The following is a 20,428-nucleotide window of genomic DNA, read 5'->3' as shown; positions in this document are numbered from 1 at the left end:
GCGAACGGAGCGAAACCGTGGGCATGGTGATGGCCGTCAGCTTCACCAGATACGGACGCCTCTATTACCTTGATCCCGGTTCGCACGAGCCCAAGGTGGGCGACCGCGTGCTCGTCCCGACCGACACCGGCCCCGAGGTCGCCGAGTGCGTGTGGGCGCCGCAGTGGGTGTCGGAGGACATCGGCGGGCTGCCCGTCTGCGCCGGGATCGCCGGCGACGAGCACCTCGCGCGGGACGAGGCGAACCGCCGCCGCCGGGCCGAGGGCCGCGTGATCGCCAAGCGGCTGATCCGCAAGCACGAGCTGCCGATGAAGGTGATCGGCGTCGACTACCTCGACTCCGAGAACGTCTTCAAGGTCTACTTCTCCGCGCCGCACCGGGTGGACTTCCGGGCGCTGGTCCGCGACCTGGCCCGCAACATCCGGGCCCGGGTGGAGCTGCGCCAGGTCGGCCCGCGCGACGAGGCGCGGCTCCAGGGCGGCATCGGGCCCTGCGGGCGCGACCTGTGCTGTGCGACGTTCCTCAAGGACTTCGAGCCCGTGTCCGTCCGGATGGCCAAGGAGCAGGACCTTCCGGTCAACCCGCTCCGGATCGCCGGAGCCTGCGGACGCCTTATGTGCTGCCTGAAATACGAGCACCCGCTCTACGTCCAGGCGCACGAGCGCATGCCGAGGCTCGGCTCGCGCGTCGAGACGCCGGAGGGGAACGGGCAGGTCGTCGGGCGGAACGTGCCGTCCGACACGGTCACCGTCCGGCTCACCAGCGGCGGTCGCTGCTCCTGCCCGTCCGCCTCGGTATGCTCCCCACGCCGCCAGCATGACGAGGCTTACGGCACGGCCGAAACCGCCGCCGACCCGACGCTGCTCGCCGAGCCGCAGAACGCCCCCGCTCCGCTCGCGGGGCCGCAGTCCACGCCGCCCACCAAGCCCGACGACGCCGGACCGAGCGCGGAATCGGACGCGGCGGACGGCGCATGAGGAGGATCCGATGACGTTCGTCCCGGAGCACCAGCCGGTCGTTGTGCGCGCGGGGGAGGCCGAGGCGATCGGGCACCCGCCGTCGTCCGGACGCCTGATCGTGGACGCCGACGCGACCGGCGGCGCGCTCAGCAGCCAGCGGATCATCCTCGCGGACGGCGCGAACGGCGCGACCCCGCACCACCACAAGACCGCGAGCGAGTTCTTCCACGTCCTCGGCGGTGCAGTGCAGATTCTCTGCGGTGACGAAATCCTCACTGCAGAGGAAGGGGACACGGTCGTCGTCCCGCCGCGGACCGCGCACGCGTTCGGCGCGATGCCGGGCCGGGACGCCGACCTCCTGATCATCATCACACCGGGTGTGCAGCGGTTCGACTACTTCCGCCTGCTCGACCGGCTCGCCGGCGGCGAGGACGTCCTCCAGGAGCTGATCGACTCCCAGGAGCGCTTCGACAACCACTTCCTCGACAGCCCCGCCTGGAAGGCCGCCCGCGACTGACCCGCCCGCGACTGACCCGCCGCGACTGACCCGCCCGCCCGAGCCGAGGCTGCGCGCGACTGACCCCGCGCGCGTTCTACGCGGCGGCGGGTTCCGGGACGGACGGCGTGGACGAGGGCGACGGAGCCGACCGGCGCGGCCCCGGCAGCGCGTACCGGAAGATCTTCTTCCACGTGCTCGTGACCTGCTGGGACAGCGATCCGGAGTGGTACGGCAGGTCGTACTTCTCGCACAGCGCGCGGACGCGCGGCGCGATCTCGGCGTACCGGTTGCTCGGCAGGTCGGGGAACAGGTGGTGCTCGATCTGGTGGCTGAGGTTGCCGGTCATCAGGTGGAAGAGGCGTCCGCCGGAGATGTTCGCCGAGCCCAGGAGCTGCCGGACGTACCACTCGCCCTTGGTCTCGCCCTCCAGCCGCTCCTCCTCGAAGACCTCCACGTCGCCGGGGAAGTGCCCGCAGAAGATGATCGTGTGCGCCCAGACGTTGCGGACGGCGTTGGCGGTGAAGTTCGCCGCGAGCGTCGAAACGAACTGGGGACCGGACAGTAGCGGGAAGGCCAGGTAGTCCTTACCCCACTGCCGCCGGATCTTCCGCCCGATCTCGCGCAGCTTCGCGCGCGTCTCCTCCGGGTCGTTCGTGCCCTCGCGGATCTTGTCGATCTCCAGGTCGTGCAGCGCCACGCCGTACTCGAAGAACATCGCGAGCACCGCGTTGACCAGCGGCTGCGGCAGGTAGGCCCAGTGCCACGGCTGCTCCGGCGAGACCCGCAGGATGCCGTAGCCGACGTCGTTGTCCTTGCCGATCACGTTCGTGTAGGTGTGGTGGACGAAGTTGTGCGAGTGCTTCCACTGCTCGGCGGGCGAGACGTTGTCCCACTCCCAGGTGGTGGAGTGGATCTTCGGGTCGCGCATCCAGTCCCACTGGCCGTGCATGACGTTGTGCCCGATCTCCATGTTCTCCAGGATCTTGGCGACCGACAGCGTCGCCGTCCCGGCCAGCCAGGCGGGCGGCAGCGACGAGGCCATCAGCAGGGCCCGTCCGCCGATCTCCAGCCCGCGCTGCCAGCGGATCACCCGGTGGATGTAGGCGGCGTCGCGGTCGCCGCGGTCGGCGACGATCTCCTCGCGCAAGGCGTCCAGCTCGCGCTCGATCGCCTCGTAGTCGGCTCGGGTCAGGTGGTCGGTGCTCATCGCTCCGCTCCTCTCGCTCAAAGGTCGATCTCGACGGGACCGGCCGCCGCCGACACGCAGGTCTGGATGAGGTGCCCCTCCTCGCCGTGCACCTCGCCGGTGCGCAGGTCGCGGACGCGCCCGGACGCCAGGCGGCCGACGCAGGAGTAGCAGATGCCCATGCGGCAGCCGCTCGGCAGCAGCGCGCCCGCGTCCTCACCCGCGGTGAGCAGGGGCGTCGCGCCGTCGGCGTCCGTCTCGACGCCGCTCGCGGTGAACCGGACGCGCCCGCCCTCGCCGCCCGCGGCCAGGACGGGCGGCTTGAAGCGCTCGACGCGCAACCGGTCGGAGGCCCCGGCGTCCCGCCAGTGCGCCTCGATGTCGTCCAGCATTTCGGACGGCCCGCAAGCCCAGGTGTCGCGTTCCCGCCAGTCCGGGCAGAGCTCGTCCAGCTCGGCGAGCTTGAACCGCCCGGACGCGGCGGTGTGCCGTTCGTGCAGCGTGACGGGCAGCTCGCGCAGCTCCGTCCCGAAGATGACGTCGCGTGGCGTGCGCGCCGAGTGGACGTGCACGACGTCGCCGTCGACGCCGTCCCGGAGCATCGCCATCACGGGCGTGATCCCGCTGCCCGCGGTGAGGAACAGCAGCCGTTCCGGGACGCGCTCGGGCAGTGTGAAGTCGCCCTCCGCCGCCGACAGCCGGACGATCGTGCCGGGCAGGACGTCGCGCACGAGGTGCCGCGAGACGACCCCGTCCGGGGTGGCCTTGACGGTGATCGTGATCAGCCCGTCCCGCCGCGGCGGCGAGGACAGCGAGAACGTCCGCCAGTGCCGGACGCCGCCGACGTCCACGCCGATCTTCACCCACTGGCCGGGCCGGTGCCCGCGCCAGTCGGGTCCCGGCCGGATCTCCACGGTCGCCGCGCCGGGCGCCTCGTGCCGGACGGCCTCGACCCGTCCGCGCGGGTCGTCCGCCGACCACAGCGGGTTCACGAGCGCGAGGTAGTCCTCGGGCAGCAGCGGGGTGGTCAGCCACCGCGCGGCGGCCAGCATCCGGCGGACGCGGGTGCCGGCGCCGGACGGCGGTGCGAGGGATGTGGGCGTGGTCACGTCAGGGGCCTCCCGGGCTCGTCGGGACGTAACCTACGCTTACGTAACCGTAGGGAAGTGGACAAGTCCCGGTGCCCAAAAGGGACGGGCATCACACCATCGCACGATGTTCCATTCGATGGTGTGATGCCCGTTGATAAACCGCGCACCGCAACGTGCGCTCAACTTCAGGTCGCCGCCGCGACGCCGCGCCCGGCCCGCGTTAGGGACGTTCCTGGAGGACGGCCCGGGTTAAGGACGTTCCTGGAGGACGCCGTCCACGTAGATGTCCACGCGCTCGTTGTAGAACGACACCAGGCCCGCGATGTCCCGGCTCTCGGGGAGCGGCGTCGGGTACGACCAGGCGAAGTCCTTGTGGACCTCGTCGCCGATCCGGACCGACCAGTACTCGGCCGCCCCCTTGTACGGGCAGCCGGTCGCGGAGTCGGTGTGCTCCAGCAGGTCCATCCGGACATGCGTCTTCGGGAGGTAGTACCGGACCGGAAGTCCCGTCTCGAACAGCAGCCGCGGGCTGCCGGACTCCGCGACGGTCACCCCGTCCACCTCGACGCGGACCTGCCGCGAGCTCGGCAGGATGTCGACCCGGTGGTACGGGCTGCGCGGATGGACGAAGACCTCCTCGTCCTCCTCGAACCACGCGTCCATCGCGTCCCAGTCCAGCCGGACCAGGCCGCGCAGCTCCCCGACCGGGGAGTCGGGGTAGCGGAGCGCCGCGTCCTTGGCCTCGACGTCCCCGACCTTCACCGTGTAGGAGGTGGATTCGCCCCGGCTCGGCGACCGCCGGCCCGGCCCGTTCTCCACCAGTTCGGCGCGGACATCCTCAATTGGGATGTAGTACGCCAGATAGTGCGTCCCCTCCCAGACCAGCACCGGGCGGAGGGTGTCCGCCACGACCTGCCCGCCCAGAAACGCCCGCACCCGCCTGTTGCCCTGCTCGACGCGCACCCGCGTCCGTTGCGTGCCTTCTGCACTCATAGTCCGGGCAACAGCGGGCGGCCGTCCGCTATTTCGCGCGGTGTCGCTGGCCCAACCGCCGTCCGTGCCCGTAGCGTGGGCGGCGGTGCACGAGCCGCTACATCGGACGGAGAACACGTGCGGACAGCGAGGTGGACGAGCGCGATCGCCGCGCTGACGCTGATGGTCGCGACCGGATGCGACGGCGGCGGGAGCAGCGGCAACGACGCGTCCGCCTCCCCGCGCAAGGCCCCGCCCGGCCTGGAGACCTTCTACGGGCAGAAACCGAACTGGAAGTCCTGCGGCAGCGGCATGGAGTGCGCCGACATCAAGGTGCCGCTCAACTACTCCGAGCCGTCCCGCGGGGAGATCAGTCTCGCCGCGATCCGGCTGCCCGCCGAGGACAAGTCCCAGCGCATCGGCTCGCTCCTCACCAACCCCGGCGGACCGGGCGGTTCGGGCGTCGACTTCGTCCGGCAGACCGGCCGCGCCTTCGACGACAAGCTCCGCCAGCGCTTCGACATCGTCGGCTTCGACCCGCGCGGCGTCGGCAAGAGCGCGCCCGTCCGCTGCATGACCGGCCCCGAGCTCGACCGCTTCTTCGGCACCGACACGTCCCCGGACGACCAGCGGGAGGTCGACACCCTCGCGTCCGAGAGCAGGCAGTACGCCCAGGCCTGCAAGACCAAGGCCTCGAACGAGCTGCCCTACGTCGGCACCGCCAGCGCCGCCCGCGACATGGACGTCCTGCGCGCCGCCCTCGGCGACCAGAAGCTCACTTACTACGGCGCGTCCTACGGCACCTACCTCGGCGCCACCTACGCGGACGAGTTCCCCACGAACATCCGCGCCCTCGTCCTGGACGGCGCGATCGACCCGCGCACCTCGTCCACCGACATGCTGATCGAGCAGGCCAAGGGCTTCGAGACCGCGCTCCGCGCGTTCGCCGCCGACTGCGCCAAGCAGGGCGACTGCCCCCTCGGCACCGACCCGGACGCCGGCGTCGCCAAGATCGGCGCCCTCCTGAAGCAGACCGACAGGACCCCGCTCCGCAACAGCCGCGACTCCCGCCAGGTCACCGAGTCCTGGACGGCCATGGGCATCGCGACGGCCCTCTACGCCAAGGAGACCTGGCCCTTCCTGCGCCAGGCCCTGTCCTCCGCCTTCACCCGCGGCGACGGCACCCTCCTGATGACGCTCGCCGACCAGATGGTCGAGCGCAAACCGGACGGCACCTACAGCAACCAGACCGACGCCAACATGGCCGTCAACTGCGTCGACAAGCCCAACCCCGCGGACGTCGCCACCTACAAGAAGTCCGCCGACCAGGCCGCCCAGTCCTCCCCGCGCTTCGGCCCCTTCGTCGTCTGGGGCGGCCTTCCCTGCGTCTACTGGCCCGTCCAGACCAAGCAGCAGCCCAGGCCCGTCAACGCCAAGGGCGCCCCGCCCATCCTGGTCATCGGCACCCTCCGCGACCCCGCCACCCCCTACAAGTGGGCCCAGGGCCTCGCCTCCCAGCTCTCCTCCGGCCGCCTCCTCACCCTCGACGGCGACGGCCACACCGCCTACCTCCAGGGCAACCCCTGCATCACCGCCGCGACCGACGACTATCTGGTCAAGGGCACCCCGCCCAAGAAGGACACCGTCTGCCGCTGATTCCCACACACCCCCGAGAAGGCGCTAGACTCCTCTACGGCACGCCGCCTTAGCTCAGTCGGCAGAGCGATTCACTCGTAATGAATAGGTCATCGGTTCGATTCCGATAGGCGGCTCCACCTCAGAGGCCCCCTTCCGATCTTCGGAAGGGGGCCTTTTGCTGTGCGGTCAGGGTTTGGGGTGGCGGGGGCCTACTACTCGGCGGAGTAGGGCGAAGAAGATGATGGCGCCCAGGGCGACGACGGTCATGGTGAGGGCGCGTTGCTCGAAGGTCTTGGCTTTGATGATCACTGTGCCGGAGCCGATGAGGAAGCCGAGGAGGGTGACGAAGAGGCCTAGGACCTCGACCATCTTGAGGAGGCCCTCGGAGACGAGTTCCTGGGCGACGGCGACGCGTCCGGTGAGCTGGCGGGAGGCTTCCTCGATGCGTTGCTCCAGGGCGGAGGCGGCTTCGGTGACGCGGGCGTCGACGCGTTCGGAGAGTTCGGCGCCCAGGGTGTCGCGGACGCTTTCGGCCTGGCGGCGCAGGTCGCGGGCGTCGATGATGGCGCGGCGTTCCTGGGCGTACTGCTCGTGGACGAGGAGGTTGCCGACGCCGAAGAGGTCGATGGCGAGGTCGATCTCGGTGAGGGCCTCGTCGTAGCGGGCGAGGCGGCGGAGGGCGGTGGCGCGGCGGTAGTGCACGTTCGGGTTGTCCTCGCCGCGCGCCATCATGGTTTCGGACAGGCTGAGCAGCATTTCGGCGGAGCCGTCGAGGTGTTCGGCGAACCAGATGGCCGTCAGGGCGAGGTTGCGGCTCTTGTCGTCGGCGTCCGGGGCGTCGATGGCGCGCTGGTAGAGGTCGAGGCCGTTCGAGGCGCGGGAGCCCAGGGCGGCGAAGGCGGCGAGGCTGAGGACGAGGGCGTCGTCGTGGAACTCGCCGAGCCACTGGTTGCAGCGCGTCCGCAGTTCCGCGAAGCGGTAGTCGAAGCGGAGGCGCTGGCCGTGGACGTAGGCGAGGACGAGTCGTTGCGTCCGCGATCCGGAGCGGGCGAGGGTCCAGTCGCGGTCGTCCGGGCAGCGCTGCTCGGCGAGGCGGGCGAGCCAGGCGAGGTCGGTGCAGGCGCGGCGGAGCTGCGGCAGGTCCAGGCCGGGGTCCTCGGCGATGTGCGCCAGCTCGGTGATCCAGGCGAGTGAGTCGCCCGACGTCTCGGGTTTCAGGTACTCGACCAGCGTCGCGGCGCGCTCGGAGGCGGGAGCGGCGTCCAGCAGTTCCTCGACCGCCTCTGCCGCAGGACGTCGGGCCTGCGGGGGGACGGGGCTCTGCTCCATGCTGCTCCTCGTGTCGCGGGGGCGGTCCGGGCAAGTCTCGAACGTCGAGGGGGCGAGCGTCCAGATCAGAGGCGGACGGCGGTTCGGATCAGGGCGGCCAAGGGGCGGGAGCGGGATTGGGGCGGCCAGGCGATGACGGTGGTGACCTGCGGAGCGTCCAGGACGGGGACGGCGGTCACGGACGAGTTCAGTAGGGGGATGCAGGATTCGGGGAGGACGGCCATCGCGCGGCCCAGTTCGATCAGCTGGATGAGTTGGGTGTGGTCGCGGACGGCGGGGCCCGGGCCGTCCGGGTAGGTGCCGTCCGAGTTTGGCCAGCGGGGGAGGGGGAGGTCGGCGAGGCTGCTGATTTCGGACATGCGCAGGTGGGGTTCTGTAGCCATCGCGTGGCCTGCGGGGAGGACGGCGACCTGGTTCTCGGTGCGGAGCACTTCGGCGTCCAGGCCGGATGTCGAGTCGTACGGCATGTGCAGGAGGGCGACGTCGGCGCGGCCGTCGCGGAGGTGGCGCTCCTGCTCGCCGACACCGCAGAGCTGGACGTCCACGGTGATCGCGTCGGGTTCGGCGGCGTAGGCGGCGAGGAGTTTCGCCAGCAGTTCGCCTGATGCGCCCGCTTTCGTGACGAGGACGAGCGAGGGGCTGGTGGTCGCGGCGCGGCGGGTCCGGCGGTCGGCGGCGGCGACCGCGTCGAGCGCGGCCCGGCCCTCGCGCAGGAGGACGGCGCCGGCCTCGGTCAGCGAGACCGCGCGGTGCGAGCGGTGCAGGAGGTTCACGCCGAGGCGGCGTTCGAGCTGCTGGATCGCGCGGGACAGGGGCGGCTGGGCGATGCCGAGGCGTTCGGCGGCGCGTCCGAAATGCAGTTCCTCGGCGACCGCTACGAAGTAGCGCAGTTCACGCGTCTCCATGCCGACCACGGTAGGCGCTTGCGATACCCCCTGGGTATCGCAGAGCACCCAGACGGTGTTGGAGGTGCGGCGGGGAGCGGGCGCAGGATGGCGGGCATGAGCGAGAAGACGATCGCGCTGGTCACCGGCGCGAACAAGGGGATCGGATACGAGATCGCGGCCGGGCTGGGCGCGCTGGGCTGGCGCGTGGGGGTCGGTGCGCGGGACGAGCGGCGCGGTGAGGTCGCGGTCGAGAAGCTGCGCGCGGCCGGCGTCGACGCGTTCGGCGTGCGGCTGGACGTGACGGACGACGCGTCGGTCGCGGCCGCCGCCGAGGCGCTGGACGGCCTCGATGTGCTGGTCAACAACGCGGGCGTGGTCGGCGGCATGGGACAGCAGCCGACGGCGGCCGATCTCGACGCCGTCCGGACGGCCGTGGAGACCAACGTCATCGGCGTCATCCGCGTCACCAACGCGATGCTGCCGCTGCTGCGCCGCTCGCGGTCGCCGCGGATCGTGAACATGTCGAGCAGCGTCGGTTCCCTCACGCGGCAGGCCGCGGGCGACATGGGGCCGATCTCCGTCGCCTACGCGCCGTCCAAGACCTTCCTCAACGCCGTGACCCTGCAGTACGCCAAGGAGCTCCACGACACGAACATCCTGGTCAACGCCGCGTGTCCCGGTTACTGCGCGACCGATCTGAACGGGTTCCGCGGGGTGCGGACGCCCGAGCAGGGTGCGGCGATCGCGATCCGCCTGGCCACCCTGCCGGACGACGGGCCCACCGGGTCCTTCTTCGATGACGCCGGAGTCGTCCCGTGGTGACCGTTACCAGGCGGCGGTGGTGGGGGTGAGGTCGCGGGCCGGGTAGATCACCGCTCGGATCCTGTTCAGCGCGGTCATCGTGGAGGTCCCGTAGTGATCACGTTGCGGATGACTCTAGTGATCACGTCCGACAGCCCGTGTCGACGCTGTGCGGGAACGTTCGTGGGCCGTGAGGGTGTGCGTTCGTGGGGTGGTGCGGGAGCGTCCCTGGGCGAGTCGGGTGCGGGGGTCGATAGCCTCGTCCGATGATCGGGTTGCGGGACGAGGCCGAGGCGGTGCTCCGGGGCTGGCACGCGTACGAGGTGGCGCGCGGGGCGGCGGAGATCATCGACTTCGACTGCGCGCCGTCCGCCGCGGTCGTCGAACCGGTCGACGATCGGATCGCGGTTCGGCGGCGGCTGGTCGAGCTGCGCGGGCGGGCGTCGGGGTGGCTCGCCTCGCGGCTGGACGCCGATATCGCCTTTGCCGGGGCCTTGCTGGGCGAACGGCCGCCGCTCCGGGAGTACGTCCGGGCCACGCAGGGCTGCGACGCGCTCGGTTGGACGGACGAGTACCTCGCCCACAGGCGCGATCTCGCGCGGGACGCCCTGGACGCGGTCGGGGTTTCGTGGGGTCCGGGCAGCGCGCGCGAGTTGCGGAACGTCGAGGGCCGCCTCCCGAACGAGGACGCGCCGGACGCGATCCGCGCCGCGGCCGACGAGTTCGAGCAGACCGTCCGCGGACTCGCCGGGACGACCGCGCCGTTCTCGCTCGCCATCGAGAGCGCCGACGTGGACGCCTACTGGGCGTACTGGCTGGACGGCGCGGGCAGCCGCGTCCGGCTGCGGCTCAACCTGCGGAACATCACGTTCAGCGAGGTCGCGGCCAGGCAGTTCGCGCTGCACGAGGTGCTCGGGCACGGGCTGCAGAGCGCGAGCTGGTCGGCGCACGCCGCGGCGGAGGACGTCCCGTGGGCGCGGCTGATGTCGGTACATGCCCCGCATCAGGTGCTTCTGGAGGGGCTCGCGCAGGCGCTGCCGCTGTTCGCCGCGCCGGACGACCCGATGCTGCGGACGCGTGTCCGGTTCGACCATTACAACCAGCTTGTCCGGGGGCGGCTGCATCTGGCGCTGAACGCCGGCGCCCCGGTCGAAGACCTCGTCGACCAGGCGAGGCGCGACCTGCCCTGGGCTCCGGACGATGCGATCGCCGACGTGCTGACCGACCGCGGCGTGGATCCCCGGCTGCGCTCGTACCTGTGGGCGTATCCGGCGGGTGTCGACTGGTTCGTCAGCCTTGCGGAGGCCGGTGATCCGGAGCTGAGCCGGACCGTCCTGCGGGCCGCGTACCGGGATCCGCTCACGCCGTCCGATCTCGCCGCGCTGTGGCCGGAAGGACCCGCCATCGGGGGTGGTGACCGGTGAACTACGTCCTCGCCGCCGCCTTCGCGGCCCTCGCGATCGCCGTTCTGGTCGTGCTCGGAACCGGGCTTTGGACGTTCCGTAAGGGCGACCCGCTCGAAAGCCGCGTCGTCGGGATCGGCGTCGCCGTCGCCCTTGCCGGATGCGCCCTGATGAGCCTCGACGTCCGGTGGGCGTTCTGGCTGACGCCGGTCGCCGTGATCGCCATGCTGGCCGTCATCATCCGCCGCACCGTCCGAGACCGCCGCCGCGGCTAGAGACCGTCCGAACCCGCAAGCCCTGGACGAGCGGATCCGCAGACGCGCGGACGCGAAGCCGCAAGCGCGGGCGCGGGGGCGCGGATCCGCGAGCGCAGACGCGGGGACGCGAAGCCGCGAGCGCAGACGCGGGGACGCAAAGCCGCGAGCGCGGGGGGTGGCGAAGCCGCGAGCGCGGGCGCGGGGCCGTGGAGCCGCGAGCGCAGGTGCGGGGCGTGGATCCGCGGGCGTGGTGCGGGGACGCGAAGTCGCGAGCGTGGGTACGGGGCCGTGGAGCCGCGAGCGCAGACGCGGGGACGCGGATCCGCGGGCGCGATTGCGGGACGCGAAGCCGGAGGCGTGGGTGCGGGGACGTGGATCGGCGGGCGCGGGTGCGGAGCCGCGGAGCCGTGGGTGCTGGTGCGGGACGCGAAGCCGGAGGCGTGGGTGCGGGGACGCCGAGCCGCAGGTGCGGGCGCGGGGACGTGGGCGGGGGCGGGGGGCTGCGGGTGCTGGTGCGGGACGCGAAGTTGCGGGTGCGGGTGTGGCGGGTGTTCTGGCGCGACGTGCAGGGGCGGTGCTCGAAGGGTGAGATCCAGCTTTGGGGCCGGGGCGGGTTACGGGGTGGCGGTTGCGGCTTCGCGGAGGGATGCGGCGCTGACGTGGAGGGATCCGTCGCGGGCGGCGATCGCGTCGGCCAGGGCGAGGAGCTGGGCGGACGGGAGGGGGCGGTTCCGGGAGTCGAGCAGGCGCACGCGGTAGGTGCGTTTCGGTCCCGGTTCGCGGATGTCCATCGCGATGATTCCGGTCTGCGGGCCGGACGGGTCGTCCTGCGCCTCGGCCCAGCGGATCAGGACGTCCGCGCGGGCGAGGTCCAGGCGCCGCACCTGGAAGGCGTGCTGGATGGCGAGGACATGGCCCTCAAGCCACGTCCGGTAGCGGAAGATCCGGATGGCACCCGTGATCAGCAGCGCTGAGACCGTGACGAACACGACAGTCCCGATCGTCGCTCCGGGAGCGCCGTAACCCCGTCCGAGGCCGATCGCGAGCCAGCCGAAAGGCGGCATCAGGACGACCGGAAGCAGCACCGCCTGGACCTTCGACCACCGCGTCACGCCGATGTCGAGCAGGACCGACTCGTCCACCACGGGCCCCCTCTGAACGATCACCGCCGGGCACAGTCAACCACGGCCGGACCGGGCTGCCGAGGGGGCCGTTCTAGGCCAGGAGTTCGACCTGGTCAGGGGTGCTTTCCTGTCCCGTCGCAGCTGCCTGCGCCTCCGGCGACGTCTGAGCCTGCGGCGACGCCTGGGACTTCGCCGTCGCGGGTGCCTGCTCGGTCGTCGGCGTCAGGTGCTCGGCGAGGATCGCGCGGTGCGTGACGAGCGCGGCCGCGTGGCGCTCCCGGCCCTCGTCGGTGAGGGCGACGAAGACGCCGCGGCGGTCGGACTCGCACATGCCGCGCTCGACCAGCCCGCCCTTCTCCAGCCGGGCGATCGTCCGGGAGAGGGCGCTCTGGCTGAGGTACATGTCGGAGGCGATCTCCTGGACGCGGCGCTTGTCGCAGCCGGCCTCGACGAGGCGGTCCAGGGTCTCGAACTCGCTCATGGTCAGACCGTGGGCGTCGTGGAGCGCGCGGTCGAGCGCGCAGGCGACCGCGTTGTAGCAGGTCACCAGCGACCGCCACTGGTCTACCAGGCCGGGGTGGGGTGCCATGGCCGCATCCTACCCCGCGAGCGCATCAGATGCACGCGAATTAAATTCGGACGAAATTAATGCTTGGACATTGAATGCATGTGCATGTATCGTCCTCCGACGTGACCATCACCGAAACCTCCCAGGCGTCCCCGACCGGAGCGCCGGCGTCCACCGAGGCGCCGGCCGAGCAGAGCTGGACCCCCAGGCTGTGGGGTGTGCTCGCGGTGCTGTGCGCCGTCCTGTTCCTCGACGGGCTGGACGTGTCGATGGTGGGCGTGGCGCTGCCTTCCATCGGTACCGAGCTCGGCCTGTCCACCACCTCGCTGCAGTGGATCGTCAACGGCTACGTCCTCGGCTACGGCGGCCTGCTGCTCCTCGGCGGCCGCACCGCCGACCTGCTCGGGCGCCGCCGCGTGTTCCTGATCGCGCTCGGCGTCTTCGCCGTCGCCTCCCTCATCGGAGGGCTCGTCAACGACGGGACGCTGCTGATCGCGACGCGCTTCGTCAAGGGACTGGCCGCCGCGTTCACCGCGCCGACCGCCCTGTCCATCCTCACCACCACCTTCCACGAGGGGCCGGCCCGCAACCGGGCGCTGTCGGTCTTCTCGGTGTTCGGCGCGAGCGGCTACTCCTCCGGGCTGATCCTCGGCGGGCTGCTCACCAGCGTCGGCTGGCGCTGGACGTTCCTGACCCCGGTCCCGCTGGCGCTGCTGGCCCTGGTCGTCGGCATCGCGCTGATCCCGAAGGACAAGCCCGCCGCCGAGGGCGGCCACGACCTGGTCGGCGCGATCACCCTCACCACCGGGATGCTGCTGGCCGTCTACACCGTCGTCACCGCGCCCGACCGCGGCTGGCTCGACCCGCTCACCATCGGCTCGATCGTCGTCGCCGCGGCCCTGCTCGCCGGTTTCGTGATCACCGAGCAGAAGGTGCGGCACCCGCTGATCCGGCTCGGCATCCTGCGGGTCGGGACGATCGTCCGCGCGAACGTCAGCATCATCGCCCTGTTCGGGTCCTACATGAGCTTCCAGTTCATGATGACCCTCTACCTGCAGGACGTGCTGCACTGGTCGCCGCTGCGGATGGCGTTCGCGCTGCTCCCCGCCGGGATCATCGTCGCGGTCGGCTCGCCCTTCGTCGGCCGCCTGATCACCCGCTGGGGCACCTCGCGCCTGATCATCAGCTCGATGGTGTCGCTCGCGCTCGGCTACGTCTGGTTCCTCAGCACGGCCGGGAACACCCCGAACTACGCGTTCACCATCTTCCCGACCATGATCCTCCTGGGCGGCGGCTTCGCCTTCGGCTTCTCGTCGATCATGGCGCAGGCCACCGACGGCATCGAGGACTCCGAGCAGGGCCTGGCCTCCGGCCTGGTCCAGACGTCCGGCCAGGTCGGCGCCGCGCTCGTGCTGGCGGCCGTCACCGCGCTCGTCGCCACCGACTCCAACGCGGGCGGCGGCTTCGCCCCCTTCCAGCCCGGCCTCAACCTGGTCACCGGCGTCGCCATCGTCGGCCTGCTCTTCAACATCGTTCCTCTCCTCGCTCTGAACCGCTCCCGGGCGGCCGCCGCCGACCCCATCGAGCCCTGACCCACCCGGTCGGCCCGGCACTCCCCGGCCCGACCCACCCAGGCACGACCCGCCCCGGGCCGCAGCTCCGCACCAGCGGACCTGCGGCCCGACGCACATCCACCCACCCCCACCCGCCGTCTGCCACTGACACAGCCGCCAGCAACAGCCCGGCGCGTCCGCGAGCCGAACCGGCGCGCTGCTTCTCCGCGGCCCGCGCGGCGTGGTCTTCGGCCCGTGCCGCGCGGCCCTTGCGCACGCAGGCCGTGGCCAGTGCGGCGTGCCCTTTGCGTGGGGCGCGCCGCTTGGTGGCTGTTACGTGGGGCGCTTCCAGAAGGGGGTGCGGGGGGTGGTCGGGGGCTGGGTGGGTTCTTGGGGCGTGTTGGGAGCGGGGGTGTTCGGGGCTTCGGGGGCTGGGGGGAGGGGGATGTGGGTGCGGATGCAGGCTTCGAGGGTGGTGGTCAGGGTCGTCCACAGCTTCGTGGTGACCTCGGCGAGGCTGGTCTCAGAGGGGGCGAGGGTGCGGTAGTTCTCGATGTCCTTGTGCAGCTTGGTGATGGACGCGCTGACCTGCGGGCTCACGGGCCTGCCGCCGGACAGCAGGTCACTCAGGAACGGCAGCGAGTGGTCGAGCAGGTAGGCGGCGCGATCGGATTCGACGACCGCCTTCATGCGGTCGAGTTCCTCCCGGAGGACGTTCACGGGCCAGGGGAGGTCGGCGGCATTGGGGAGGGGCGGGACGACGGCGGGCTCGGCCGCTGTGTCAGCCGGCTTGGCCGCGAAGGGGTCGGTGAGCTCCTCTTCCCGCTTCGGGTCCTGGGGGTTGGGGCCGGTCGGGCGTGGGCCGGGCTTGGGGGTTGCGGGGGTGCCTCCGAATCCCGGTGAGCCTGCGGGGCGGTCGGAGCGGCGGGCGGGCGGGACGTCGCTCGGTCCGGTGCGGCGGCGGGCCCTGCGTGGCGCGGGCGGGCGTGGCGCGGGCGGGCTCGGAGGGGGCGTGGTGTCGCCTTTCAGGAAGTCCGGGACGTCGACCTCGTCGTCGACCAGGTAGGCGTCGCCGTCCATGTCGTCTTCGACCAGGCCGCGGTAGAGGCTGCCGCGATAGGGGCCCGCAGGCCGGGCGGGCATGGCCCTCGGGGCGGCAGGGGCGCTGTAGGCGCTCGGAGCGGGCGGGACGGGCGGGCCGCCAGGGGCCATGGGGGCGGAGCCGGCGGCTGGCATGCTTGCCGCGGCGACGGGCATGCCGTAGCCGGCGGACTGGTCCCAGCCGTCGGGCAGCTCGACCGGCTGGGTGACGCGGTGCGGGGTGCTGCCATCGGTGGCGACGCGGGTGTCGACCGCGACGAACGCGGTGAAGCGGCACAGGACGCCGAAGCGCAGGGACGTGGCGACGATGCGCTGCTCCAGGTCGTCCGAAGCGTGCGCGGCGTAGCGGTCTTCCAGGTCGCGCAGGTGAGCGCGCGCCCAGAGCGCGGCGGACATCGGGGCGTCGGTGCGGACGCCCTGAGCGCGGTGTTCGCGCGGCGAGCCGTCCGGAGCGCGGCCGTGCAGGACGACCGTTCCGGACGGTTCGCCCCGGTAGCGGCCGGTCACGACCAGGGGGACGCCGGGGAAGATCGCGCCCAGGCGCTGCGGGGCGATCGTGTCGGTGAGCAGCTCCAGGCCGTCCGGGCGCAGGGCGAGGTCGGTGGCCAGGGGCGTGCCCACCCGGTGGTGGACGCGTTCCATCGCCTCGTCGAGCCGGTCTTCGGACTCGACCAGCTCGCAGTGGCCGCCGCCGACGGACGCGAGCCGGTTCAGGAAACCGGCATTCACGGCGCGGTCGATGCCCACCGTGTGCACGCGGACATCGCGGAGGACGGGCGTGAGGCGGCCGAGGATCTGGTCTTCGTTGCCGACCTGGCCGTCCGTCACCAGGACCAGGACGCGGTCGCGGCCGGGAGCGGAGGCGCCTAGAAGGGTGGCCGCGCGGGACAGCGGTTCGAGCATCTCGGTGCCGCCGCGGGCGTTGACGGTCGCCAGGTGCTCGACGGCGCGGAAGCGGTTGCGGTCGGTGCCGGGTGAGAGGGATGAGCCGAGTTCCGGCGGGAACTCGACGGTGTTGTCGAACGACATGACGGTGAAGCGGTCGTCGGGCGTGAAGGTGTCGACGATGCGCGCGGCGGCGCGGCGCGCGGCGACCATCTTCCAGCCGTGCATGCTGTACGAGCGGTCGAGGGCGAGCACCACGTCGCGCGGGCGCGCGGGAGCCGCCTCGGCGGACGGCAGGACGGTCAGGGTGAAAGTGCCCTCGTCGCCCTCCGCGTCCGGCGCGAGCGTGAGCGAGGCGTCGCCCTCGGCGGGCGCGGCGTACACCAGGCGCAGGATGAAATCGCGGTTCAGCCGTTCGCCGGGATGCAGGCGCACGGTCGTGCGTCCGCCCGCGGAGTCGTCGCCGGACTCCTCGGCGACGACGTGCAGCGCCGAGCGGATCTCGGTGAGCGGCAGCGCGCCCGGATCGATATCGACCGCGAGCGAGAGCGCCACCGGGTTTGGGAAGCCGGGCAGCAGGACCGGCGGGGTGATGCGGGACGCGTCCGGCACGGCATCGGTGTCGGAGGCGTATCCCGTGCCCGCCGCGTCGTCGTCCAGGGCTGCGCCGGGGATGTAGCGCGGCGGCACCACCAGCGGGAACCGGAACGTCGCTTCGCCTGATGTGGTCGCCTCGCCGGTCTCGCCCGTGGTGTCGACGTCGCCCGTGGAGGCGGCCTCGAAAGGCAGCGGCTGGTTGAGGACGAGGTGTACGGTCACCCGCTCGCCGGGCAGGATGTTGCCCGCGCGCATGGTGAAGACGTCCGGACGGTCCGCTTCGGCGATGGCGGCACGGCGGCCCGAGGCGATCGCGGTGTCGTACTCCTGGCGGGCCTGGCCGCGCTCCTTCAGGACGCCTTCGACCACGCGGTCGGCGGCCTCCATGCGCAGCGACGTGACGGCCGCGCGGTCGGGCAGCGGGAAGACGTAGGTGGCCTCCAGCGGCACGTCGAAGGGGTTGCGGAAGCCCTGCACGACGGTGACGGACGCGGCCAGGCCGGTCACGGCCGCGTGCACGTCGACCGAGTCGAGCGGCAGGTTGCCCTTCTCGGTGCTGAGCGCGCCCAGCCCCCCGTCCGGGACCGGAGGGGCGGCGGGTTCGGGGAGCGGGGTGATGCGCACGGTCACTGGTGCCTCCCGGGCGAGTGTCGGTAGGAGCCGTCGCGGTCGGAGGGGTCGAGCAGTCCGCGACGGCGGAGGGTGTCGAGCAGTGGTGCGGCCGATTCCGCGATGGCGGCGAGGTCGTCCTCGCCCAGGTGCCGCGTTTCGACGACGAGGGTGACGCCGGGCACGAGCCGGACTCCCTGCACGAGGGCGGGCACGTCGACCGGAGCCGGGCGCGGCGCTACTCCCGGAGCCGGGCGCGGTGCTACCTCCGGCCGTGGAGCGCCTTCCGGAACCGAGCGCGGCGCGGTGCCCGGATGGAACCGCGAGTCGGGCCGGACGGTCCAGAAGGCGTCCCGCCGGTGAGCGATGTCGATGTCGCTTCGGACGCTGTCCGCGACGCCGCCGGCGCCCTCGATCGCCTCGCCCCCGTCGTCACTGTCACTGTCATCGGCGACGGCGAGTGCGTCCGCTGGTTCGACGGGGACGGCGCCGACCGGTTCGTCGAACGGGCTACCCGCCCGTTCGCCAGGCGTGGTGCCCGCCCGTTCGACGGACGTGGCGCCCGCCGGTTCGGAGGGAGCGGCACCCGCCGGTTCGGCAGCGGGCTCGCCGGGGGCGGGCAGGGCGATGCGGCGTAGGACGGAGTCGGGCGCGCCGGCCAGCTCGATCTGGATCTCGGCGATCGAGCGACCGGCGGCCTGGCGCCGCTTGACGGCGAGCAGCTGGAGCAGGTGCCGGGGGCCGTAGAGGGCGGTGCGGCCCCGGCGGCCGAGCGGCGGGTCGAGCAGGCCGATGCTGGTGTACCAGCGGACGAGCCGCTCGTTCGGAAGGTCGCGGACGCGCCCGTTGACCCGCGGGACGCCGTCGGCGGCCAGGGCGGCCGCCGCGCGCTCCGCCAGTTCGCTGATCGTCCAGGTCTCGTCCACGCTCCGATGGTGACACTGTCATCGTGACACTGTCAAACCAGGAGCGCGAGAAACTCAAACTCCTTGCCCGGACCGCCTCGCTGTCGCACGCTGGCAGCGCGGGCCGGTGGCCGGACGGGCCGGCCGGACCGCCCCACCTGACCTGCCGGGATCGGCCGGTCGGGCCTGTACGTCGAGCGGGCTGGACGGACGAGAGGGGCCAGGCGTTGGGCAACAACCAGGCCGAGTCGTCCGAAAGCGGGCAGGCCGAGCCGCCCGAAGCGGGAGCTTCCGCCCGATCGCGCCACCGGGCTCTCGCCGCCGAGTTCCGGTTCGAGCGGACGGCCGTCGGGGTCGTCCTCGCCACCGCGGTCGGCGTCATGGTCGCCGGAATCGCGGTCTGGTGGGTCGGCGCGGCGGCCGCCGGAGCCGTCTTCGCCGGGCATGCCGTTTACGTTTGGGTTCGTCCGGGGCCGTTGGCCGATTGGAGGCGCGGGGCGCGCGCGGAACGCCGAACGGGACGCCGCCTGTCCGAACTCGTACCGGCTTCTGGATTTCGCATCCTGCACGACCGGAGGCTCCCGGGCGCGCGAGGCAGGAACCTCGACCACCTCGTCATCGGCCTCACAGGTGTGTATGTGATCGTCAGCCGCGGATGGCGTCCCGGTGTAGCGGTACGTGAGGAGCAGGGACGTTTGCTCGTCGGCCGCCGTCCGCTGAACGAGCCCATTGGGGTGGCGGTGAAGGCGGCCGGCATCGTTGGCGAGTTGCTGGCGGACGGCCTCGGAGCGCCCGTGGAGGTCGGATCGATAGTGGCGGTCCATCGCGCGCGCGTGCCACGCGATGGCATCCGGTTGCAGGGTGTGTTGGTGCTGTCCGCGCGCGAGCTGGCACGCGTGCTCTCGGGTCGTCCGGTGATTTACACGACCGCTCAGGTGGACGCCATTGCGGCCGTTGCCGAACGCTCACTTCCGCCCATGCGGCGCCAATTATCGCTTAAATAGTCCCAGGTGAAGTGCGCTCCCAGTGTTCTAACGCAGAGTGTTCGAAGCGATGCCGCCTGCGAGACGGCGCAGGCAGCGACCGGGCAGTGTCAAAGCTGTCAAACGCGGACAAGGTGACCATAGAGGGCAATTCAACGATCAGCGAACAATTGCCGTCGAGTGCGACCGGCGATGACCGCCGAATCTTTGAAATTGCGGGTAAAAGGCGGATGGACCCTTTACCTTTCTGCTCATGGACGACCAACTCCTGGTCGAAGCGCTGCGCGCGCGGGACCCGGGTGCACCCGCCGCCGTCTACGACACCTACGCCGAACCGCTCTACGCCTACTGCTGGATGCGCCTGCGCGAGCAGGACGCCGCACGCGCCGCCGTCCGGGACGCGTTCGTGGTGGCCGAGGCGCAGATCGAGCGGTTGGGTGACCCCGGGCTCCTCGCGCCCTGGCTCTACGCCATCACCAGGCTGGAATGCGATCGCCGCGGGGCGGACCAGGAACGCGCCCCGGATCTCCCCGTCGCCAGCCACGACCAGGACGACGTCGATGAGCGCGTGCTGGCATGGCGGGCCGTGGCCGCCCTGCCGCCGAGCCATCGCGAATTGCTGGACCTGCACGTCCGGCACGAACTCACGACCGATGCCATCGCGCGCGTGACGAGGACGCTGCCCAGGCAGGTCGAAGAGGAACTGGAATTCGCGGCTCTCGAACTGGAGACCGCCCTGACCGCGGAGATCCTTGCGGACCAAGGCCCGTTCGGTTGTCCGGAACGCGCAACGCTCCTGCGCGCGCGCCGCGGAGACCTCACACCCCTGCTCCGGGAAGAACTCGCTCTCCACGCGGGCCAGTGCGAGGAATGCGCTGCGTTCAAGCCGCGCACCGTGTCCGCGGCGAAGGTCTTCAGGCTCCTGCCCTGGGCTCCGCTACCGGACGACCTGCGCGAGCGCGTGCTCGACAGCTTTCTCGATGCCGAGCTGGTCGGCTACCGGCTGTTCATCGCTACACGGATCACGGACTACACAGCGGAGGGATTTCCCATATGGCCCCAGCGTTCCGCGCTCGCGCGC

18 protein-coding genes and 1 tRNA gene are annotated in these 20,428 nt (G+C 71.8%); 9 read left to right on the top strand and 10 right to left on the bottom strand.

Features of this window, described 5'->3' with window-relative positions:
• Window positions 1-23 precede the first annotated feature (23 nt).
• Together FHU30_RS40860 and FHU30_RS40855 are read left to right on the top strand one after the other, a co-directional pair.
• Window positions 24-977 carry a PSP1 domain-containing protein gene (locus tag FHU30_RS40860; protein WP_253883245.1) on the top strand — a complete coding sequence of 318 codons (954 nt, stop codon included), beginning with the start codon at window positions 24-26 and terminating at the stop codon, window positions 975-977.
• A gap of 10 nt (window positions 978-987) precedes the next feature.
• On the top strand, window positions 988-1,476 hold the full coding sequence (locus tag FHU30_RS40855; RefSeq protein ID WP_253883090.1) for a cupin domain-containing protein: 489 nt from the start codon (window positions 988-990) through the stop codon (window positions 1,474-1,476).
• A 76-nt stretch (window positions 1,477-1,552) separates the two neighbouring features.
• Here FHU30_RS40855 and FHU30_RS40850 read toward each other — a convergent pair whose 3' ends face one another.
• From FHU30_RS40850 to FHU30_RS40840, 3 genes are all read right to left on the bottom strand, one after another.
• Window positions 1,553-2,665 carry a fatty acid desaturase family protein gene (locus FHU30_RS40850; protein WP_253883089.1) on the bottom strand — a complete coding sequence of 371 codons (1,113 nt, stop codon included), beginning with the start codon at window positions 2,663-2,665 and terminating at the stop codon, window positions 1,553-1,555.
• Between the two features lie 17 nt (window positions 2,666-2,682).
• A complete protein-coding gene (locus FHU30_RS40845) occupies window positions 2,683-3,753 on the bottom strand; it encodes a ferredoxin reductase (protein WP_253883088.1) in 1,071 nt (356 codons plus the stop codon).
• 231 nt (window positions 3,754-3,984) lie between these two features.
• A complete protein-coding gene (locus FHU30_RS40840; protein WP_253883087.1) occupies window positions 3,985-4,698 on the bottom strand; it encodes a DUF427 domain-containing protein in 714 nt (237 codons plus the stop codon).
• A 147-nt stretch (window positions 4,699-4,845) separates the two neighbouring features.
• Here FHU30_RS40840 and FHU30_RS40835 point away from each other — a divergent pair, with 147 nt between their 5' ends.
• Entirely contained in the window at window positions 4,846-6,363 is a 1,518-nt protein-coding gene (locus FHU30_RS40835) for an alpha/beta hydrolase (RefSeq protein ID WP_253883086.1), read from the top strand.
• 43 nt (window positions 6,364-6,406) lie between these two features.
• Window positions 6,407-6,482: transfer RNA gene (locus tag FHU30_RS40830), tRNA-Thr, on the top strand.
• Between the two features lie 49 nt (window positions 6,483-6,531).
• Here FHU30_RS40830 and FHU30_RS40825 read toward each other — a convergent pair.
• Window positions 6,532-7,674 (bottom strand): tetratricopeptide repeat protein, encoded by a 1,143-nt coding sequence (locus tag FHU30_RS40825; RefSeq protein ID WP_253883085.1) that lies wholly within the window; start codon window positions 7,672-7,674, stop codon window positions 6,532-6,534.
• 65 nt (window positions 7,675-7,739) lie between these two features.
• Complete coding sequence (locus tag FHU30_RS40820; protein ID WP_253883084.1) at window positions 7,740-8,579, bottom strand: LysR family transcriptional regulator; 840 nt, start codon at window positions 8,577-8,579, stop codon at window positions 7,740-7,742.
• Window positions 8,580-8,666: 87 nt separating this feature from the next.
• Between FHU30_RS40820 and FHU30_RS40815 the strand changes: the two genes are divergently transcribed.
• The 3 genes from FHU30_RS40815 to FHU30_RS40805 all read left to right on the top strand — a co-directional run bounded on the left by FHU30_RS40815 (window position 8,667) and on the right by FHU30_RS40805 (window position 11,040).
• Window positions 8,667-9,383: an SDR family oxidoreductase gene (locus FHU30_RS40815; RefSeq protein ID WP_372504050.1), complete on the top strand. Its 717-nt coding sequence runs from the start codon at window positions 8,667-8,669 to the stop codon at window positions 9,381-9,383.
• A 245-nt stretch (window positions 9,384-9,628) separates the two neighbouring features.
• Window positions 9,629-10,786, top strand: a complete 1,158-nt coding sequence (locus FHU30_RS40810) for a hypothetical protein (RefSeq protein ID WP_253883082.1) — start codon at window positions 9,629-9,631, stop codon at window positions 10,784-10,786.
• A complete protein-coding gene (locus FHU30_RS40805; protein ID WP_253883081.1) occupies window positions 10,783-11,040 on the top strand; it encodes a hypothetical protein in 258 nt (85 codons plus the stop codon). The genes FHU30_RS40810 and FHU30_RS40805 overlap by 4 nt, the downstream gene beginning before the upstream one ends.
• A 596-nt stretch (window positions 11,041-11,636) precedes the next feature.
• Here FHU30_RS40805 and FHU30_RS40800 read toward each other — a convergent pair.
• Together FHU30_RS40800 and FHU30_RS40795 are read right to left on the bottom strand one after the other, a co-directional pair.
• Window positions 11,637-12,164: a hypothetical protein gene (locus tag FHU30_RS40800; protein WP_253883080.1), complete on the bottom strand. Its 528-nt coding sequence runs from the start codon at window positions 12,162-12,164 to the stop codon at window positions 11,637-11,639.
• 73 nt (window positions 12,165-12,237) lie between these two features.
• A complete protein-coding gene (locus FHU30_RS40795; protein ID WP_253883079.1) occupies window positions 12,238-12,735 on the bottom strand; it encodes a MarR family winged helix-turn-helix transcriptional regulator in 498 nt (165 codons plus the stop codon).
• A gap of 101 nt (window positions 12,736-12,836) precedes the next feature.
• Here FHU30_RS40795 and FHU30_RS40790 point away from each other — a divergent pair, with 101 nt between their 5' ends.
• Complete coding sequence (locus FHU30_RS40790) at window positions 12,837-14,306, top strand: MFS transporter (RefSeq protein ID WP_253883078.1); 1,470 nt, start codon at window positions 12,837-12,839, stop codon at window positions 14,304-14,306.
• A 294-nt stretch (window positions 14,307-14,600) separates the two neighbouring features.
• Here the strand turns inward: FHU30_RS40790 and FHU30_RS40785 are convergent, their stop codons facing one another.
• Both FHU30_RS40785 and FHU30_RS40780 read right to left on the bottom strand, forming a co-directional pair.
• Window positions 14,601-17,480 (bottom strand): VIT domain-containing protein, encoded by a 2,880-nt coding sequence (locus FHU30_RS40785; RefSeq protein ID WP_253883077.1) that lies wholly within the window; start codon window positions 17,478-17,480, stop codon window positions 14,601-14,603.
• The gene (locus FHU30_RS40780) at window positions 17,477-18,385 is read right to left on the bottom strand and encodes a helix-turn-helix domain-containing protein (RefSeq protein WP_253883076.1); all 909 of its coding nucleotides are present in this window, start codon (window positions 18,383-18,385) and stop codon (window positions 17,477-17,479) included. Before FHU30_RS40780 ends, FHU30_RS40785 begins: the two co-directional genes overlap by 4 nt.
• A gap of 206 nt (window positions 18,386-18,591) precedes the next feature.
• Here FHU30_RS40780 and FHU30_RS40775 point away from each other — a divergent pair, with 206 nt between their 5' ends.
• The gene (locus FHU30_RS40775) at window positions 18,592-19,368 is read left to right on the top strand and encodes a nuclease-related domain-containing protein (protein ID WP_253883075.1); all 777 of its coding nucleotides are present in this window, start codon (window positions 18,592-18,594) and stop codon (window positions 19,366-19,368) included.
• Here FHU30_RS40775 and FHU30_RS40770 read toward each other — a convergent pair.
• On the bottom strand, window positions 19,361-20,200 hold the full coding sequence (locus FHU30_RS40770; protein ID WP_253883074.1) for a hypothetical protein: 840 nt from the start codon (window positions 20,198-20,200) through the stop codon (window positions 19,361-19,363). The two genes, FHU30_RS40775 and FHU30_RS40770, sit on opposite strands and share 8 nt — an antisense overlap.
• Between the last annotated feature and the right edge of the window lie 228 nt (window positions 20,201-20,428).

The organism is Actinomadura rupiterrae (assembly GCF_024172125.1).
In the GTDB taxonomy this organism is placed as follows: domain Bacteria; phylum Actinomycetota; class Actinomycetes; order Streptosporangiales; family Streptosporangiaceae; genus Spirillospora; species Spirillospora rupiterrae.
This window is presented reverse-complemented; position numbering and strand designations above follow the sequence as displayed.

What these genes read in the sequence shown, in the direction of transcription:
- FHU30_RS40815 (WP_372504050.1), top strand. Translation starts at nt 8,667, where the DNA reads ATGGCGGGCATGAGCGAGAAGACGATCGCGCTGGTCACCGGCGCGAAC.
- FHU30_RS40795 (WP_253883079.1), bottom strand. Translation starts at nt 12,735, where the DNA reads ATGGCACCCCACCCCGGCCTGGTAGACCAGTGGCGGTCGCTGGTGACC.
- FHU30_RS40860 (WP_253883245.1), top strand. Translation starts at nt 24, where the DNA reads ATGGTGATGGCCGTCAGCTTCACCAGATACGGACGCCTCTATTACCTT.
- FHU30_RS40855 (WP_253883090.1), top strand. Translation starts at nt 988, where the DNA reads ATGACGTTCGTCCCGGAGCACCAGCCGGTCGTTGTGCGCGCGGGGGAG.
- FHU30_RS40820 (WP_253883084.1), bottom strand. Translation starts at nt 8,579, where the DNA reads ATGGAGACGCGTGAACTGCGCTACTTCGTAGCGGTCGCCGAGGAACTG.
- FHU30_RS40825 (WP_253883085.1), bottom strand. Translation starts at nt 7,674, where the DNA reads ATGGAGCAGAGCCCCGTCCCCCCGCAGGCCCGACGTCCTGCGGCAGAG.
- FHU30_RS40850 (WP_253883089.1), bottom strand. Translation starts at nt 2,665, where the DNA reads ATGAGCACCGACCACCTGACCCGAGCCGACTACGAGGCGATCGAGCGC.
- FHU30_RS40810 (WP_253883082.1), top strand. Translation starts at nt 9,629, where the DNA reads ATGATCGGGTTGCGGGACGAGGCCGAGGCGGTGCTCCGGGGCTGGCAC.